Annotated in this window: 14 protein-coding genes; all 14 read left to right on the top strand. The window is 71.9% G+C overall.

Annotation, left to right across the window (positions count from 1 at the left end):
- The first annotated feature begins 3 nt into the window (after positions 1-3).
- The 14 genes from BLV05_RS06625 (at position 4) to BLV05_RS06690 (ending at position 15328) form a co-directional block, all read left to right on the top strand.
- Positions 4-984: an LLM class flavin-dependent oxidoreductase gene (locus tag BLV05_RS06625; protein WP_046766856.1), complete on the top strand. Its 981-nt coding sequence runs from the start codon at positions 4-6 to the stop codon at positions 982-984.
- Positions 985-995: 11 nt separating this feature from the next.
- Positions 996-1457 (top strand): CoxG family protein, encoded by a 462-nt coding sequence (locus BLV05_RS06630; RefSeq protein WP_046766855.1) that lies wholly within the window; start codon positions 996-998, stop codon positions 1455-1457.
- Positions 1454-2257, top strand: coding sequence for an FAD binding domain-containing protein (locus tag BLV05_RS06635; protein WP_046766854.1), 804 nt, complete (start codon positions 1454-1456; stop codon positions 2255-2257). The genes BLV05_RS06630 and BLV05_RS06635 overlap by 4 nt, the downstream gene beginning before the upstream one ends.
- Positions 2254-2778: a (2Fe-2S)-binding protein gene (locus tag BLV05_RS06640; RefSeq protein ID WP_046766853.1), complete on the top strand. Its 525-nt coding sequence runs from the start codon at positions 2254-2256 to the stop codon at positions 2776-2778. Before BLV05_RS06635 ends, BLV05_RS06640 begins: the two co-directional genes overlap by 4 nt.
- Positions 2771-5059, top strand: coding sequence for a xanthine dehydrogenase family protein molybdopterin-binding subunit (locus tag BLV05_RS06645; protein WP_052762113.1), 2289 nt, complete (start codon positions 2771-2773; stop codon positions 5057-5059). The genes BLV05_RS06640 and BLV05_RS06645 overlap by 8 nt, the downstream gene beginning before the upstream one ends.
- Positions 5060-5109: 50 nt before the next feature.
- Positions 5110-5823 (top strand): GntR family transcriptional regulator, encoded by a 714-nt coding sequence (locus BLV05_RS06650; protein WP_082154921.1) that lies wholly within the window; start codon positions 5110-5112, stop codon positions 5821-5823.
- 136 nt (positions 5824-5959) lie between these two features.
- A complete protein-coding gene (locus tag BLV05_RS06655) occupies positions 5960-6745 on the top strand; it encodes an ABC transporter ATP-binding protein (RefSeq protein WP_046766852.1) in 786 nt (261 codons plus the stop codon).
- Entirely contained in the window at positions 6735-7592 is an 858-nt protein-coding gene (locus BLV05_RS06660) for an ABC transporter permease (protein WP_046766851.1), read from the top strand. The genes BLV05_RS06655 and BLV05_RS06660 overlap by 11 nt, the downstream gene beginning before the upstream one ends.
- Positions 7592-8383, top strand: coding sequence for an ABC transporter permease (locus BLV05_RS06665; protein ID WP_046766850.1), 792 nt, complete (start codon positions 7592-7594; stop codon positions 8381-8383). The genes BLV05_RS06660 and BLV05_RS06665 overlap by 1 nt, the downstream gene beginning before the upstream one ends.
- A 79-nt stretch (positions 8384-8462) precedes the next feature.
- Positions 8463-9524, top strand: coding sequence for an ABC transporter substrate-binding protein (locus tag BLV05_RS06670; protein WP_046766849.1), 1062 nt, complete (start codon positions 8463-8465; stop codon positions 9522-9524).
- Between the two features lie 102 nt (positions 9525-9626).
- Positions 9627-10496, top strand: coding sequence for a DMT family transporter (locus tag BLV05_RS06675; protein ID WP_046766848.1), 870 nt, complete (start codon positions 9627-9629; stop codon positions 10494-10496).
- A gap of 362 nt (positions 10497-10858) precedes the next feature.
- A complete protein-coding gene (locus BLV05_RS06680) occupies positions 10859-12328 on the top strand; it encodes an aldehyde dehydrogenase family protein (RefSeq protein ID WP_231948768.1) in 1470 nt (489 codons plus the stop codon).
- Between the two features lie 17 nt (positions 12329-12345).
- The gene (locus BLV05_RS06685; protein ID WP_046766847.1) at positions 12346-14091 is read left to right on the top strand and encodes a thiamine pyrophosphate-binding protein; all 1746 of its coding nucleotides are present in this window, start codon (positions 12346-12348) and stop codon (positions 14089-14091) included.
- Between the two features lie 10 nt (positions 14092-14101).
- A complete protein-coding gene (locus BLV05_RS06690) occupies positions 14102-15328 on the top strand; it encodes a serpin family protein (RefSeq protein WP_046766846.1) in 1227 nt (408 codons plus the stop codon).

The raw sequence follows: 15328 nt of genomic DNA on the forward strand, positions 1-15328 counted from the left end.
CGAATGAGATATGGACTCTTGCTGCCGCATTTCGGTGAGCAGGCCGACCGCGACAAGCTGCTGCGGGGCTCGCAGCGGGCCGAAGAGCTCGGCTTCGACTCCGTCTGGGTGCGCGACCACCTCGTGTTCGAGCCGCACGGCGAGATGGAGAAGCCGAACCGGACGTTCTACGACGCGCTCACCACGCTCACCGCCATCGGCGCCGTCACCGAGCGGATCCAGCTGGGCACCGGCTCGCTGATCCCGTTCCGGCACCCGCTGACCACCGCACTGATGGCCGGCACGATGTCGCACCTGCTGGGTCCGGACCGGCTGATCCTGGGCTTCGGCGCCGGCACGTTCGACCACGAGTTCGAGGCGATCGGCTGGGGCGACCGCGACCGCGTCGAGCTGGTCCGCTCCAACGCTGAGATCCTCAAGCGGGTCTTCACCGAGAACGACGTCACCTACAAGGACGACAACTTCTCCTTCGAGGACGTGACGATCGAGCCGAAGCCGCTGGGCGGGCGCGTCCCGTTCTGGTACTGCGGCGCGACGCCGCGCTCGGCCCGGCTCGCGGTGGAGTTCTGCGACGGCTGGATGCCCGGCCGCATCGCCATGGCGACGCTGCGCAAGCGCATCGAGACGATCGAGGAGCTGTCGGCCGCGGCCGGCAAGCAGCGCCCCACGATCGCCGTCATCCCGCCGACGTCGATCGAGCGCACCCGCGAGGAGGCGCTCCAGCACGTCAACATCCCCGGCCTGCTGGCCTGGGCGAACAAGTCCAAGTGGGCGGTCAAGCCGCCGTCGGGCGCGTTCGAGACGGTCGAGGACCTCGAGGGCCAGCTGATCGCCGGCGACGTCGACGGCGCCGTCGAGGAATGCCGTAAGTTCGAGGCGGCCGGCGTCGAGCACCTGGTCTTCGACTTCCGCTTCAAGTTCGACAAGTGGTTCGACCAGATCGAGCTGCTCGGCACCGAGGTCCTGCCCAAGCTCAAGAGCTAGGAGGGGGCGGCATGCCTCGCAACGAGTTCGGCCGCGAGCTGACGGTGTCCGCGGCGCCCGCGCAGGCGTGGGCGACGCTGATCGACGTGCCGGTGCTGGTGTCGTGGATCAGCGTGCTGGAGCAGGCCGAGGAGCTGACGCACCTGGAGCGGTACACGGCGGTGCTGCTGGACCGCCTCGGCCCGTTCAAGCTGCGTGCCGACCTCGCCATCACGCTCAGCGACGTGCGTACCGAGGAGCACGTCACGGTGCACGCCGAGGGCGAGGACCGCCAGGTCGGCTCCCGGCTCGTCGTCGACGCGACACTCGACCTCGCGCCGTCGGACGACGGCGGCACCACGGTGCGCGTCGGCGGCGTGTACGAGGTGAGCGGCAAGGTCGCGGCCATGGGCGGCGGCACCATCAACAAGAAGGCCGAGAAGATCATCGGCGAGTTCTTCGCCAACGCCGAGAAGGCGCTGGGCGCCGCATGACGCTGCCGCCGTTCGCGCTGCTGCGCCCTACGACCCTGGACGAGGCGCTGGGGGAGCTGTCCGAGGACTCGGTGCCGTACTGCGGCGGCACCGAGCTCCTGCTCGCCATGCGCGCCGGCCTGCACCGGCCGGACGCGCTGGTCGACCTCAAGCGCGTCCCGGAGCTGTCCGGCGTGCGGGTCGAGGACGGCGCGCTGGTCATCGGCGCGACCGAGCGGCACGCCGACCTCGCCGTCCACCCCGTCGTCCGGGATCGGCTGCCGGTCTTCGCCGGCATGGAGCGGCACATCGGCAACGCCCGGGTGCGCAGCCAGGGCTCGATCGGCGGCAACCTGTGCTTCGCCGAGCCGAAGTCCGACGTCGCGACGGTGCTGATGGCGCTGGCGGCGTCGGTCACGCTGGCCGGACCGGACGGACGGCGGACGGTGCCGGTCGAGGAGTTCGTCGCCGGCCCGTACTACGCGGACAAGGAACCCGACGAGCTGCTGGTCGACGTCCGGGTCCCGCTGCGTACCGGGCTGCGCGGCGCGTACGTGAAGTTCCAGACCATGGAGCGCCCGACGGTCGGCGTCGCGGTGCTGGCCGACGACGCCGCCGGCTGGTACCGGCTGGGCGTCGGCGCCGTCGGCGAGGTGCCGCTGGCGTGGTCGTTCGGGTCGCTCCGCGAGATCGACCCGGACGAGATCGCCGCCTGGGTCGACCCAACGCCGGACCTGTCCGGGTCCGAGGAGTACAAGCGGCACGTCACGGGCGTCTACGTGCGCCGTGCCCTGGCCAAGCTGGAGCAGGTGAGCCCATGACCGAACCGCTGCCCGAGTCCGAGATCGTGACGGGGCCGGCCCGGGTCCCGGTGACCGTCGAGGTCAACGGCGTCAGCGTCGGCCGGCAGGTGGAGCCGCGGTCGCTGCTGTCCGACTTCCTGCGCGAGGACCTGGGACTGACCGGTACCAAGGTGAGCTGCGAGCTGCAGGTGTGCGGCGTCTGCACCGTGCTGGTCGACGGCCGGCCGGTCAGCTCGTGCACGTTCCTCACCGCTGACGCCGACGGCGCCGCCGTCACCACCGTCGAGGGACTGTCCGACGGCCAGACGCTGCACCCGCTGCAGGAGTCGTTCGTCGACAACTTCGCGCTGCAGTGCGGCTTCTGCACGCCCGGGTTCCTGATGATGTCGAAGGCGCTGCTCGACGGCGACGAGGTCCCGGACCGCGCGGCGATCGTCGAGCACCTCGAGGGCAACATCTGCCGGTGCACCGGCTACGAGCCGATCGTCGAGGCGGTCGAGCAGGTCGCCGAGCGGCTGCGGGACGGCGCGCATGGGTGAGACCGTCGTCGGCCGCTCGGTGCGCCGGCCCGACCTCGTCGAGAAGGTCACCGGCGCGGCGGAGTACTGCGTCGACGTGACGATGCCCGGCATGGCGCACGCGAAGGTCGTGCGCTCGGACCGCGCGCACGCGCGCATCACGGCGATCGACGTCGACGCCGCGCTGGCCGCGCCCGGTGTCGTGGCGGTCGTGACGTCCGACGACCTCGCGTCGCTGCACGCGCGGTTCGGCCACATCATCGCCGACCACTGGATCCTGGCGACCGGGAAGGTGCGTTACTACGGCGAGCCGGTGGCCATCGTCGTGGCCGAGACCGTCGCGGCCGCCGCCGACGCCGTCGAACTGGTCCGGGTGTCCTACGAGGACCTGCCGGCGGCGATGGACGTCGACGCCGCGCTGGCCGCCGACGCACCGCTGGTGCACGAGCGGTCCTACGCCGCGACCGGCGACGAGTCGTTCACGAGCATGTCACACCTGGAAGACGAGGCGGAGGACGTCGAACTGGAGCTGTCGAACGTCGCGCACGAGGTGACCATCGGCTGGGGCGACGTCGACGCCGCGTTCGCCGCGGCGGCCGTCGTCGTCGAGAACACCGTGCACTTCCCGATGCTCTACGCCTACGCGATGGAGCCGTACAACGGCGTCGCGTCGTACCACGACGACGCTCTGACCGTCGTCTCCACGGCGCAGCACCCGTACATGGTCCGCGACGACCTCGCCCGGGTGTTCGGCCTGCCGCTGTCGCGGGTGCGGGTGACGACGCCGTACATCGGCGGCGGCTACGGCTCGAAGTCGTACACGAAGGTCGAGCCGCTGGCGTCGGTGGCGTCGTGGTGCACCGGCCGGCCGGTGAAGCTGACGCTGACCGTCGAGGAGGCCATCTACACGACCCGGGTCGACTCCGCGAAGGTCTGGGTCAAGAGCGGTTTCGCCGCCGACGGCACCATCGTGGCGCGCGAGTTCGACATCCTCATGGACTCCGGCGCGTACGCCGACAACAGCCCGCTGGTCATGGCGAAGTCGGTGAACCGCTGCTTCGGCCCGTACCGGGTGCCGAACCTGCGCGTCCACGGCCGCTCCGTCTACACGACCACGGCGCCGGCGTCGTCATACCGCGGGTTCGGCGCACCGCAGGGCAACCTGGCCGGCGAGACCAACCTCGACCGCGCGGCCGAAGAGCTGGGCATCTCCGGCGCGGACATCCGCCGGCGCAACCTCGTGCTCAAGGGCGAGGAGATCCTGCGCGGCAAGCGCGGCATCGACGCCGACATCCCCGCGGACCTCGAGATGGTGGTCAAGTCGCTGGAGCGCGACCGCAAGGACGTCCCGTACTACGGCATCGGCTTCGGCTGCTCCGCGTCCGACGCCGGCGCCTACCCGATCTCGACCGCCCAGGTGCGCGTCCAGATCGACGGCTCGGTGCTGGTGCTCAGCGGGTCGACGGAAATGGGCCAGGGCAGCCGGTCGCTGCTCGCGCAGGTCGCCGCCGAGGAGCTGGGCGTCGACATGTCCGTCGTCACCGTGGTCCAGTCCGACACGTCGGTGACGCCGTACGAGCGGACCACCGGCGCCAGCCGCACCACGACCTTGGTCGGCCTGGCGCTGCAGCGAGCCTGCGCCGACGCGCGGTCCCGGCTGCGCGACATGGCCGCCGAGCTGTTCGAGTGCGAGCCCGGCGAGGTGGGCGACCTCCCCGGCGGCGTGGCCGGCCCGGACGGGCGCGAGCTGGACTTCGGCGCCGTCGTGCGGCAGTGGTTCGGCGGCTCCGCGGGCGAGGTCACCGGCGTCGGGCTGGTCCGCCGCGACGGCGCGACCCAGAAGATGCCGCCGTTCTGGGAGGTCGGCATGGTCGGCGTCGCGGTGGAGATCGATCCGGAGACCGGCGTGGTCGCGGTCGACCAGCTGGTCACCGTCGCCGACGTCGGGTTCGCCATCAACCCGCGCGCCGTCGAGGGGCAGGATCTCGGCGCCGCCACGCAGGGCCTGGGCGGCGCACTGCACGAGGAGCTCGTCTACGACGGCGCACAGCTGGCCAACGCCAACGTCGTCGACTATCGGGTGCCCCGCCTCAAGGACCTGCCACGCAAGATCGATCTGATGATTGCCGAACGCAGGGACGGTGTGGGACCGTATGGCGCCAAAGGGGCGGGGGAAGGCACGCTCAATCCGATCGGCGGGGCGGTGGCGGCGGCGGTGGCACGGGCCGTCGGCCGGTGGCCCGACCGTCTTCCACTCACTCCAGAACGCGTCTGGCGCCTCATCAACGAACGCACGGAATGACGAACAGTTGAATGTATTCTTGATAACCACTTCAGAGCAGGGGAACGTGCATGGGTAGGACGAGCGCTCGCAACGGCCGGACGGCAGCTGCCGACGACGAGATGCTCGACGTCATCGCGAAGTCCGTGCGCGGCACGTTCATGACCGTCGAGGAGATGACCCAGGCGTTCATCCGCGAGGCGATCCTCCAGGGTGCCTTCCCGCCGGGTCACCGCCTGAACCTCGATGCCATCGCCGCCCACCTCGGCGTGAGCCGCATGCCCGTCCGGGCCAGCCTCCGCCAGCTCGAGGGCGAGGGCCTGGTCCGCATCCACACCCACCGCGGCGTCACCGTGTCGGTGCTCAGCCCGCCGGAGATCGCGGAGATCTACGAGCTGCGCATCCTGCTCGAGGGCCACCTGATCGAGCTGTCCATCCCGAACCTCACGCCCGAGGTGCTCGACGACCTCAAGGGCCTGGCCGTGCAGCTCGACGACACCACCGATCTCGCCACCGGCCTGGAGCTGCGCAAGGAGTTCTACGAGCGGCTGTACGCGCTGGCCGACCGGCCGCGCACGCTCGCGTCGGCCAAGAACCTGCGCGACGCCGTGGGCCGCTACCTGCTGCTGCGCCGCGTCCCCGAGCGCGGCGGACACCCGGGCCTGATCGCCCACCTCGAGGCCGGCGACGCCGAGAAGGCCAAGGCCTGGCTGGCCGCGCACCTCGGCCGGGTCTCCGGAGAACTGCAGGCGCTGGTCGAGAAGGAAGAGTCCGAGACCGTCTGACGCCCTCTCGGGGCGCCGTGTTTCGATCGGATCTCACCCTCGCAAAACTCGTTCCCCGCTGTTGACGCCTCCTGGCGCTCCACCTATTGTATCCAAAATCATGTAGACGGCGTCTCACTTGAAACGGACGGATCCGATGAGCGTCCTGACCATCGAGCACGTGTCCAAGACCTTCACCACGAAACGTGGCCGGGTCGTACAGGAGACACACGCACTGGCTGATGTCAGCCTGTCCGTCGAGGAAGGTGAGTTCTGCGTCATCATCGGCGCGAGCGGCTGCGGCAAGTCCACGCTGCTGCGCATGATCGACGGTCTGACGGCGCCGTCCTCCGGCAGCATCACGCTCAAGGGCCGCCCGATCACCGGTCCCGGGCCCGATCGCGGCGTCGTCTTCCAGCACGCGCACCTGCTGCCGTGGCGGACGGTCCGGAAGAACGTCGAGTTCGGCCTCGAGTGTCTGGGCGTCGGCCAGCGGGAGCGTCGCGAGCGCGCCGCGACCTACATCGACATGGTCGGGCTGTCCGGCTTCGAGAACCACTACCCGGGCCAGCTCTCCGGCGGCATGCAGCAGCGGTGCGGCCTGGCCCGCGCGTTCGCCGTCGAGCCCGAGATGCTGCTGCTGGACGAGCCGTTCGGCGCCCTGGACGCCCAGACGAAGCTGGTCATGCAGGTCGAGCTGGAGCGCATCTGGGGCGTACGGCGCAGCACCGCGATGCTCATCACCCACGACATCGAGGAGGCGCTCTTCCTCGCCGACCGCATCGTCGTGATGAGCAACCGGCCCGGCCGCGTCGCCCAGATCGTCGACGTGCCGTTCAGCCGGCCCCGCCGCGACGACCTGCGCAGCGACCCGGAGTTCGCGAAGATGAAGTTCCAGCTCTGGGACGCGCTGAAGGCGGGGGCGGCCGGTCATGCGGCCTGAGCCGGCGGCGCCGGTCGCCGAGACCCCGGCACCCGAGGCTCCGGTCGTCGCGGCTACACCCGCACCGGACCGGCTGCCGCTCCACCAGCGGGTGTGGTTCCAGCGGACGCTCACCTGGGGACTGCTGCTCGTGGCCTGGGAGGTGTTCGCCTGGCAGGCCGGGCCGTTCTTCTTCCCCAGCCTCGGCGACGTCGCGGGCGGCTTCCGGACGATCCTCGGCGACGGCTCGCTGTCGCTGGTCGCGGAGAGCTTCACCCAGATGCTGGTCGGCTTCGGCATCGCGGTGCTCATCGGCGTGCCGGTCGGCCTGCTGATGGGGACCTTCCGGCCGGTCGAGTTCCTGCTCGGCCCGTACGTCAACGCGCTGTTCGTGACCTCGCTGGCCGCCGTGCTGCCGTTCATCATCCTGGTGTTCGGCACCGGCTTCGAGTTTCGGGTCGCCGTGGTCGCGCTGTTCGCGATCTTCTACGTCACGATCAACCCGGCGAACGGGGTCCGGTCGATCGACCCCGCGGTGCTGGAGATGGCGCGGTCGTTCAACATCGGCCCGGTCAAGCGGTTCGTCTCGATCACCCTGCCCGGCACGCTGCCGTTCATCATCGCCGGCCTGCGCCTCGGCCTCGGCCAGGCCGTCCAAGGCATGATCATCGCCGAGCTCTGGGTGACGATCGGCACCGGCCGCAAGCTCACCACCCTCGGCCTGGACCGCAACCTGGGCGAGTTCTTCGCGCTGGCCGCGGTGATCGTCCTGGTCGGCACCGCACTCACCCAGTCGCTCATGATCGCCCAGCGACGGCTGACCCCGTGGTCCGGCGACGTGGCCGCCAGCGTCAAGGGGGCGAACTGATGGCGTCGACGACGAAGCCGGGCGTGGCCCGGATCGACCCGACCGGCCCGGTCCTCATGTGGACGCTGCGGATCACCTCGGTGGTCGCGCTGCTGGCCGCCTGGGAGTGGTACGGCCGCCGGCCCGACTCCTTCACCATCGCGCCGGTCACCGACGTCGCCAGGGCGATGTGGGACGGCTTCGCCAGCGGCGAGTTCGGCCGGGCGCTGGCCGGGACGATGCTCACCATGGTGGTCGGCTATGTCATCGCCGCCGTGATCGGCGTCGGGGTCGGCCTGTGGATCGGCGTGTCCCGCTACGCCCAGAACACCATCGAGCCGCTGGTGCACGCCGGCTACGCGACCCCCGTGTCGCTGCTCATCCCGATCCTCGGCATCTACACCGGCCTGGAGCTGCGCGGCCGGATCATCCTCGTGGTGCTGTGGTGCGTCTTCGAGATCCTGGTCAACACCTCGACCGGGATCAAGGAGGTGCCGCCGGCGCTGATCGACGTCGGCAAGTCGTTCAACGCCTCCAGGTTCGACCTCTACCGCAAGGTCGTGCTGCCCGCGGCGAGACCGTACATCTTCCTCGGCCTCAAGATCGGCGTCGGCCGGGCCATCCGCGGCGCGGTGACCGCCGAGCTGCTGCTGTCGGCGGCGAACCTCGGCCGCATCCTGCTCGGCGCCCAGTCGACCTTCGACATCCCGACGCTCCTCGCCGGCATCGTCCTGACGATGCTGCTCGGCCTGGTGCTCATGCAAGTCGCGTCCTACGTGGAGCGCAGGAGCCTGTCCTACCGGGCGGTGTGACCCGACGTCGCACCGTCACGACTCAGCGATTCTCCGACGTCCCGGCCCTGTTGCCGGTCTTGTTCATCCGGAGGTTCTCATGGCACGTCAGAAAGCGATCCGCGCCGCCGTGCCGGCCGTCGCGCTGGTGCTCCTCGCCGCCGCGTGCGGTGGCGGTGACGACGACGGCGCGTCCACCAGCGGCGGCGAGTCGGCCTCCATCAGGGTGGCCAACACGTCGCCGACCCAGCCGGGCTTCGTGCCGGCCAAGTACGGCGTCATCACCTACGGCTCCGACTTCGGCCTGGACATGACGATCGACAACTTCACGACGTTCGACTCGCACGCGGTGGCCACGCAGACCGTGTTGTCCGGCCGGGCCGACGTCGTCGCCGGCTCGCTGGTGTCCAACCTGCTGCTCAACGAGCAGGGCCAGGACTTCAAGCTGTTCTGCCCGTACATCGCCCAGGACGACTTCGTCATCGCCGGCGCGAACGGCATCGACTCGGTCGAGGACCTGTTCGACGCGAACACCCGGGTCGCGCTGGACAGCCCGGGCGGCGCCGGCGACGTCATCCTCAACGCCATGCTGCAGTCGCTCGGCGAGGACCGGACCGCGGCCGACATCCCCGGCATCCAGATCCTGGAGTCGTCGGGCCTGCGCACGACCGCGTTCGCGGCCGGCGACGTCGACGCGACCGTGATCCACGACTACCAGTACTACGAGGCGGCCGAGCAGGCGCCCGACCCGGTGATCATCGCCAGCCTGTTCGAGGAGGTGCCGGGCTTCGTCAAGGAGGCGCACGCGGCGCCGGCGGACTGGCTGGAGGAGAACAGCGAGCTGGCCGCCGAGTACTGCGCGTCGGTGCTCATGGGCATGCGCGACCTCTCCGCCGACTACGACGCGTTCGTCAGCGCTGTCGAGGAGTTCGCCGACGTCGAGGAGATGCCCGACGACGAGACGCTCCGCGCGCTGCACGCGAGCGCCGTGGAGTACGGGTTCTGGCCCGGTGAGGACGGTGGGCTCAGCGAGGAGAGCATCACCCTCATGGCCGAGGTGGGCGTGAACTCCGGTCTGCTGGAGGAGGTGCCGAAGTACGAGGACGTCGTCGCAGTCGACATCCTCGAGCGCGCCCTGGAGCTGGTCGAGGAGCAGTCCTGACCCAGCCTCGGGCGGGCCGGCCCGGCCCGGTGGTGGCGATCGCGTGCCTGGCGGCCGCGGTCGCCACCACCGGCGTCCAGGGGCCGGCGCCGCGGCGGTCCGATGGGTGACCTGTTCGCGATGCTGGCCCTGCTGCTGTTCGCCGCCAACGCGTTCGTGGTGCGGGCCGCCGCCGCGCACCTGGGCCAGCGGACCGGGTTCCTGGTGGCGCTGGTGGCGAACGTCGTGGTGGGCGCGGTCCTGGTGGCCGGGCACCTGGTGGTGCGGTCCGAGCCGCTGCGCATCGACCCGCTCGCGCTGGCGATGTTCGCGGTCTCCGGCATCTTCGCCAGCTACCTCGGCCGCCGCGGGTACTTCCGCACCGTCGAGACCATCGGCCCGTCGCGGGCCAGCGCCATCCAGAACAGCAGCCCGGCGTTTGCGCTGCTGCTCGGCTGGCTGGTGCTCGGCGAGACGCTCGGGCCGGCCCAGTTGCTGTGCATGGCGGGGGTGCTCGCGGGCCTCTACCTCTGCGGCGGCCGGCTGGCCGGTGGCGCGGTGCCCTGGCGCGAGATCGGGATCGGGGTGTTCTCAGCGGCGGCGTACGCGGTCGGCAACATCGTCCGCGGCGACGCGCTGGACCGCTGGTCCGAGCCGCTGCTCGGCGCGCTGGCCGGCGCCGTCACCGCCACCGTCGTCTATGGGCTGCTGCACCCGCCGGCATGGGCGGCCGACTCGGGGCTCCGCCGCCCGCGTCGCGGCCTGGCGCTGTGGTCGCTCAGCGGCGCGCTCACCATCGGCGGGCAGGCCGCGGTGATCGCGTCGACGGGGTACCTCGCGGTGTCCGTCGCGGTCGCGATCTCCGCCGCCACGCCGATGGTGGTGATCCCGGTCAGCGTGCTGCTGTTCGCGAACCGGGAGAAGGTGCGGCCGCGCACCGTCGCCGGTGCCGTCCTCATCGCCGGCGGCGTCGTCGGGCTGGTGCTGAGCTGAGCCGACCTGACCGTGAGGTATCAGCCGGTGACCTGGGTATCGGCCGGTTCTGGGGGTGTGCGGCCGCTTTGCAATGAGCACCTCTACGCACCACCCGTGGCTGGGCGCGGCTTGGCACGGCTGATCGCCTCTCGGAATCGGGCATTTCGGGTGTTGGGGCGACGACCAGTAGTGCCAAGGCGGTGGTCAGCCGAGCCAAGGCCCGGCCCCCGCAGCCGCGGACGGGTGGTGCGTAGAGGTGCTCATTGCAAGTGGTGCGGACGGCCGGGCGGTCCGCCAGTCGCGGCTGCCCGTCACCTCTTCCGCGCGTCAGCTAGACACTGTATCTTGAATCCAATTCGCGGGATCAAAGGAGGCTGCGAGTGAACCAGGCAGACGGACGGGGCACCGATCCGGTCGCGCACGACTGGCGGCTGCTGAGCGGGGGACGGCTCACGAAGGCGGCCGGCGACGCGACCTACGACGTCGAGAACCCGGCGACCGGCCGGCCGCTCGCCCAGGTGCCGGACGCCTCCGCGGCCGACGTCGCGAACGCCGTCCAGGCCGCCGACGAGGCCTCGGCCGGATGGGCCGGCGCCGACGTGCGCGAGCGGGCCGCCGTCGTCCGGCGACTGGCCGACGTCCTCGACGAGCACGTCGAGGAGATCGCGCGGCTGGACTCCCTCGACGGCGGGTTCCCGCTGTGGATGATGCGTAAGGACATCGGCACGGCCGGCGACCGGATGCGCATGTTCGCCGACTGGGCGCTGCACCTGCGCGGCGAGACGATCCCGTCCAGCCCCGGCAACGTCCACTTCACCGAACGGGTGCCGTTCGGCGTGGTCGCGCGGATCATCGCGTACAACCACCCCGGCATGTTCGGCGCCTCCAAGATCGCCGCCCCGCTGGTGGCCGGCAACACCGTCGTGCTCAAGCCGTCGGACCTGACGCCGCTGTCGGCGCTGCGGCTGGGCGAGCTGTGGGCCGAGCACGTCCCGGCCGGGGTGCTCTCCGTCGTCTCCGGGAGTGGTCCGGAGACCGGCGACGCACTGGTGCGTCATCCCGCCGTGCGGCGCATCGCGTTCACCGGCAGCCCCCAGACCGGCCGGGCGATCCAGCGGGCCGCGGCCGAGTCCGGCGTCAAGGACGTCTCGCTCGAACTCGGCGGCAAGAACGCCCTCGTCGTCTTCCCCGACGCCGACCTCGACGCCGTCGTCGACGGCGCCGTCAAGGGGATGAACTTCCCGTTTGCCGGACAGTCCTGCGGCTCGACGTCGCGCGTTCTCGCGCACGCCGACGTCGCCGCGGACCTCGTCGAGCGGCTGCGCGAGCGGCTGGCGAAGGTGGTGGCCGGCGGGCCGTTCGACGACGGCGTCACGATGGGCCCGCTCATCTCGGCCGCCCACCGCGACCGGGTGGCCGGGCACGTGCGGACGGCGCTCGAGGAGGGCGCCCGGCTGGTCCACGGCGACGCCGAGCCGGAGGCGGCGGCCGGTCACTACTACCCGGCCACCCTGCTCGACGGTGTGCGGCCGGACATGCGGGTGGCGCGCACCGAGGTGTTCGGCCCGGTGATCTCCGTGCTGACGTTCCGCACCGAGCAGGAGGCGGTCGATGTCGCCAACGGCGTCGACTTCGGCCTGACCGCCAGCGTCTACACGCGCGACTTCGACCGTGCCCACCGGGTCGCCCGGGCGATGCGCGCCGGGTACGTGTGGGTGAACGACACGTCGACCCACTTCATCGGCATGCCGTTCGGCGGGGTCAAGGACTCCGGCGTCGGGCGCGAGGAGTCGATGGAGGAGCTGCTCGGCTACACCCAGGTCAAGACCTACAACCTGGTCCTGCGCTGACCACCCCGGGAGGGATCATGCAGTCTCGTCCGGAGTACGGCTCGGACGTCATCGTCGACCTGCTGGACGAGCTCGGCATCGAGTTCGTGGCCTGCAACCCGGGCGCGACGTTCCGCGGCATCCACGACTCGCTGGTCAACTACCGCGAGGGCGTGCCGGAGATCATCGAGTGCACGCACGAGGAGATCTCGGTCGCCATCGCGCACGGCTACGCGAAGGCCGCCGGCCGCCCGATGGCCGCCGCCGTCCATGACGTCGTCGGCCTGCAGCACGCGAGCATGGCCGTCTACAACGCGTGGTGCGACCGCGCGCCGGTGCTGGTGCTCGGCGGCACCGGCCCGGTCGACGCGGCCCGGCGCCGGCCGTGGATCGACTGGATCCACACCGCCAACGTGCAGGCCACCCAGGTCCGCGACTACACCCGCTGGGACGACCAGCCGGCCTCGATCGAGGCGGTGCCCGAGTCGCTGGTGCGGGCGTACCAGCTGGCCACCGGCGCGCCGCCCGGGCCGGTGTACGTCTGCTTCGACTCCGACGTCCAGGAGGAGCGGCTGGCGGACGGGTTCGCGTACCGGCCGCCCGGTGACTACGCCGCGCCGGGCCCCGTCGCGCCCGACCCGGCTGCCGTCGAGCGGATCGCCCGCTGGCTGCTGGAGGCCGAGGCGCCGGTGATCGCCGTCGAGACGGTGGACCGGTCGCAGGCCGCGCTCGACGCACTGGTCGAGGTGGCCGAGCAGGTCGGCGCGGCCGTGCTGGAGCCGTCGCGCGACTACGGCCGCCCGTCGCTGGGCTTCCCGTCGGCGCATCCGCTCAACGCCACCGGCCTCGCCGCCCAGCTGCCCGAGGTCGACGTCGTCGTCTCGCTGGAGGTGCGCGACCTCGCCGCGCTGCACGGGTTCCGGCCGCGTCCGGACGCCACCATCGCGGTGGTCGGCACCGCGCAGTTCGGCGCCAAGGCCTGGGCGGCGGACCTGCAACGCCTGCAGCACTGCCGGCTGTCGCTGCCGGCGTCGTCCGCGGCGACCGCGCTGGCAATGCGCGCCGCCGTCCGGGCGCTGGTCGAGCGGGAGCCCGAGCTGGCGGTGGCCGCGCGGGACCGCGCCAAGCGGCTGGCCGAGCTGACCGGGGCCGCGCGGGAGCGGTGGGCCGCCTTCGCCGCCGCGCAGGACGGCCCGGGGCCGGTGCACCCCGCGTGGCTGGCCCGCGAACTGCTGCGGGCCACGGCCGGCACCGACCCCGTCATCGCCAACGGGAGCGCCTACGGCTACCTGCACCGGCTCTGGGACCTGCGCACCGTCGACTCCTACCTCGGCAGCTCCGGCGGCGCCGGTCTGGGCTACGGCATCGGCGCGGCCATCGGCGCCGGCCTGGCGCACCGCGACACCGGCCGGCTGGTCGTCGACATCCAGTCCGACGGCGACTTCATGATGACGCCGGGCGCACTGTGGACCGCCGCCCACCACCAGGTGCCGATGCTCGTCGTCATGGACAACAACCGCGCGTTCAACAACTCCGTGATGCACGCGGACCGGATCGCCCGCGACCGCGGCCGCGACCCGTCGCGGGCCGGCGTCGGCACCGCCATCGACGAGCCGGCCATCGACTTCGCGGCCATGGCCCGGTCGATGGGGGTGACGGCGTTCGGCCCGTGCCGCACCGCCGCCGAGCTGCCCGAGCTGCTCGACGCCGCGGTGGCGGCCGTCGTCGAACAGCGGGTCCCGGTGCTCGTCGACGTGCTCACGTGGGTGCCGGAGCCGGACTAGGCTCGGCGGCATGAGCCTGTACGCCACCGAGGTCAACCAGCTCACCGCCGCCTGGCTGCGACGCACCGAGGGCGCCGGCGTGCTCTCCGGCGCCGGGCTGTGGCCGCTGCTCGCCGTCCTGGCGTCGTCGGCCGACGAGCCCGGCCGGGGGGAGCTGTCCGCCGCCGTCGGGCTGTCCGCCGACGAGTCCATGGACGCCGCGCGCGACGTGCTGAAGGCGCTGGCCGGCCTCGACGGCGTCGACGCCGCGCTCGGGCTGTGGGCGCAGCAGGCGGCGCAGGTCCGCCCGGAGTGGCGCGACACGCTGCCGTCCGGCACGTACGGCGAGCTGACCGGCGACCCCGGCGTCGACCAGCCGGCCCTCGACGCCTGGGCGAACGAGCGCACCCACGGGCTGATCGAGCGGTTCCCCGTCCAGGCCGGTCCGGAGCTCATGCTGACGCTCGCGACGGCGCTCGTCCTGCGCACCACCTGGCAGCGCAAGTTCAGCGACGAGTCGTGGCAGGTCTCCGGCGGCGCCTGGGCCGGACGGCGGCTGGCCGGGCTCGAGCGCAGCACGCCCGACGCCGACGACCTGCGGGTGGCCGACTCCGCCTCCGGCCCGCTGACTCTCACCCGGGTGTCCGGCGACAACGGTCTCGACGTCCACCTCGTGCTCGGCGCCGATGGCCGTGCCCCCGGCGACGTCCTCGCGGCGGCGGTCCCGCTGGTCGCCGACGACGCCGCGGTCACCGGTGGTGCGGCGCTGCTGGAGTCGGGCGACGTCCAGCGGTGGCCCGGAGTGTCGACGGTGTCCGCGCAGCGGGCCGGCCTGGTGCTCAAGACCGCCCGGTTCACCGTCCGCTCGCTGCACGACCTGCTCCGCCAGGCCGACGTGTTCGGCCTGCGGGCGGTCAGCTCCGGCGACCGCGACCATTTCCCGGCCATCGGGCCCGTCCCGTTGCGCGTCGACCAGGCCAAGCAGGCCGCCGTCGCGATCTTCAGCGCGACCGGCTTCGAGGCGGCCGCCGTCACCGCCATCGGGCTGCGGACCGTGTCGATGCCGGTGCATCGGGCCCGCGCGGTCGCCGTCAGCTACGACCGTCCGTTCGGCTTCCTCGCCGTGCACCGCGAGAGCGGCCTGGTCCTGTTCGCCGGCTGGGTCGACTCGCCGGAGGACTGGGCGCCGCCCTCGCAGGGGGAGCGGCAGCGGCCCGGCGTCATGCGCGAGCGCCTGCCGCGGACCACCGCGGAGTGA

The organism is Jiangella alkaliphila (genome assembly GCF_900105925.1).
Lineage (GTDB): Bacteria > Actinomycetota > Actinomycetes > Jiangellales > Jiangellaceae > Jiangella > Jiangella alkaliphila.

Excerpts from the sequence above, each read along its gene's own strand:
- BLV05_RS06625 (WP_046766856.1), top strand. The coding sequence starts at position 4 with ATGAGATATGGACTCTTGCTGCCGCATTTCGGTGAGCAGGCCGACCGC.
- BLV05_RS06630 (WP_046766855.1), top strand. The coding sequence starts at position 996 with ATGCCTCGCAACGAGTTCGGCCGCGAGCTGACGGTGTCCGCGGCGCCC.
- BLV05_RS06635 (WP_046766854.1), top strand. The coding sequence starts at position 1,454 with ATGACGCTGCCGCCGTTCGCGCTGCTGCGCCCTACGACCCTGGACGAG.
- BLV05_RS06640 (WP_046766853.1), top strand. The coding sequence starts at position 2,254 with ATGACCGAACCGCTGCCCGAGTCCGAGATCGTGACGGGGCCGGCCCGG.
- BLV05_RS06645 (WP_052762113.1), top strand. The coding sequence starts at position 2,771 with ATGGGTGAGACCGTCGTCGGCCGCTCGGTGCGCCGGCCCGACCTCGTC.
- BLV05_RS06650 (WP_082154921.1), top strand. The coding sequence starts at position 5,110 with ATGGGTAGGACGAGCGCTCGCAACGGCCGGACGGCAGCTGCCGACGAC.
- BLV05_RS06655 (WP_046766852.1), top strand. The coding sequence starts at position 5,960 with ATGAGCGTCCTGACCATCGAGCACGTGTCCAAGACCTTCACCACGAAA.
- BLV05_RS06660 (WP_046766851.1), top strand. The coding sequence starts at position 6,735 with ATGCGGCCTGAGCCGGCGGCGCCGGTCGCCGAGACCCCGGCACCCGAG.
- BLV05_RS06665 (WP_046766850.1), top strand. The coding sequence starts at position 7,592 with ATGGCGTCGACGACGAAGCCGGGCGTGGCCCGGATCGACCCGACCGGC.
- BLV05_RS06670 (WP_046766849.1), top strand. The coding sequence starts at position 8,463 with ATGGCACGTCAGAAAGCGATCCGCGCCGCCGTGCCGGCCGTCGCGCTG.
- BLV05_RS06675 (WP_046766848.1), top strand. The coding sequence starts at position 9,627 with ATGGGTGACCTGTTCGCGATGCTGGCCCTGCTGCTGTTCGCCGCCAAC.
- BLV05_RS06685 (WP_046766847.1), top strand. The coding sequence starts at position 12,346 with ATGCAGTCTCGTCCGGAGTACGGCTCGGACGTCATCGTCGACCTGCTG.
- BLV05_RS06690 (WP_046766846.1), top strand. The coding sequence starts at position 14,102 with ATGAGCCTGTACGCCACCGAGGTCAACCAGCTCACCGCCGCCTGGCTG.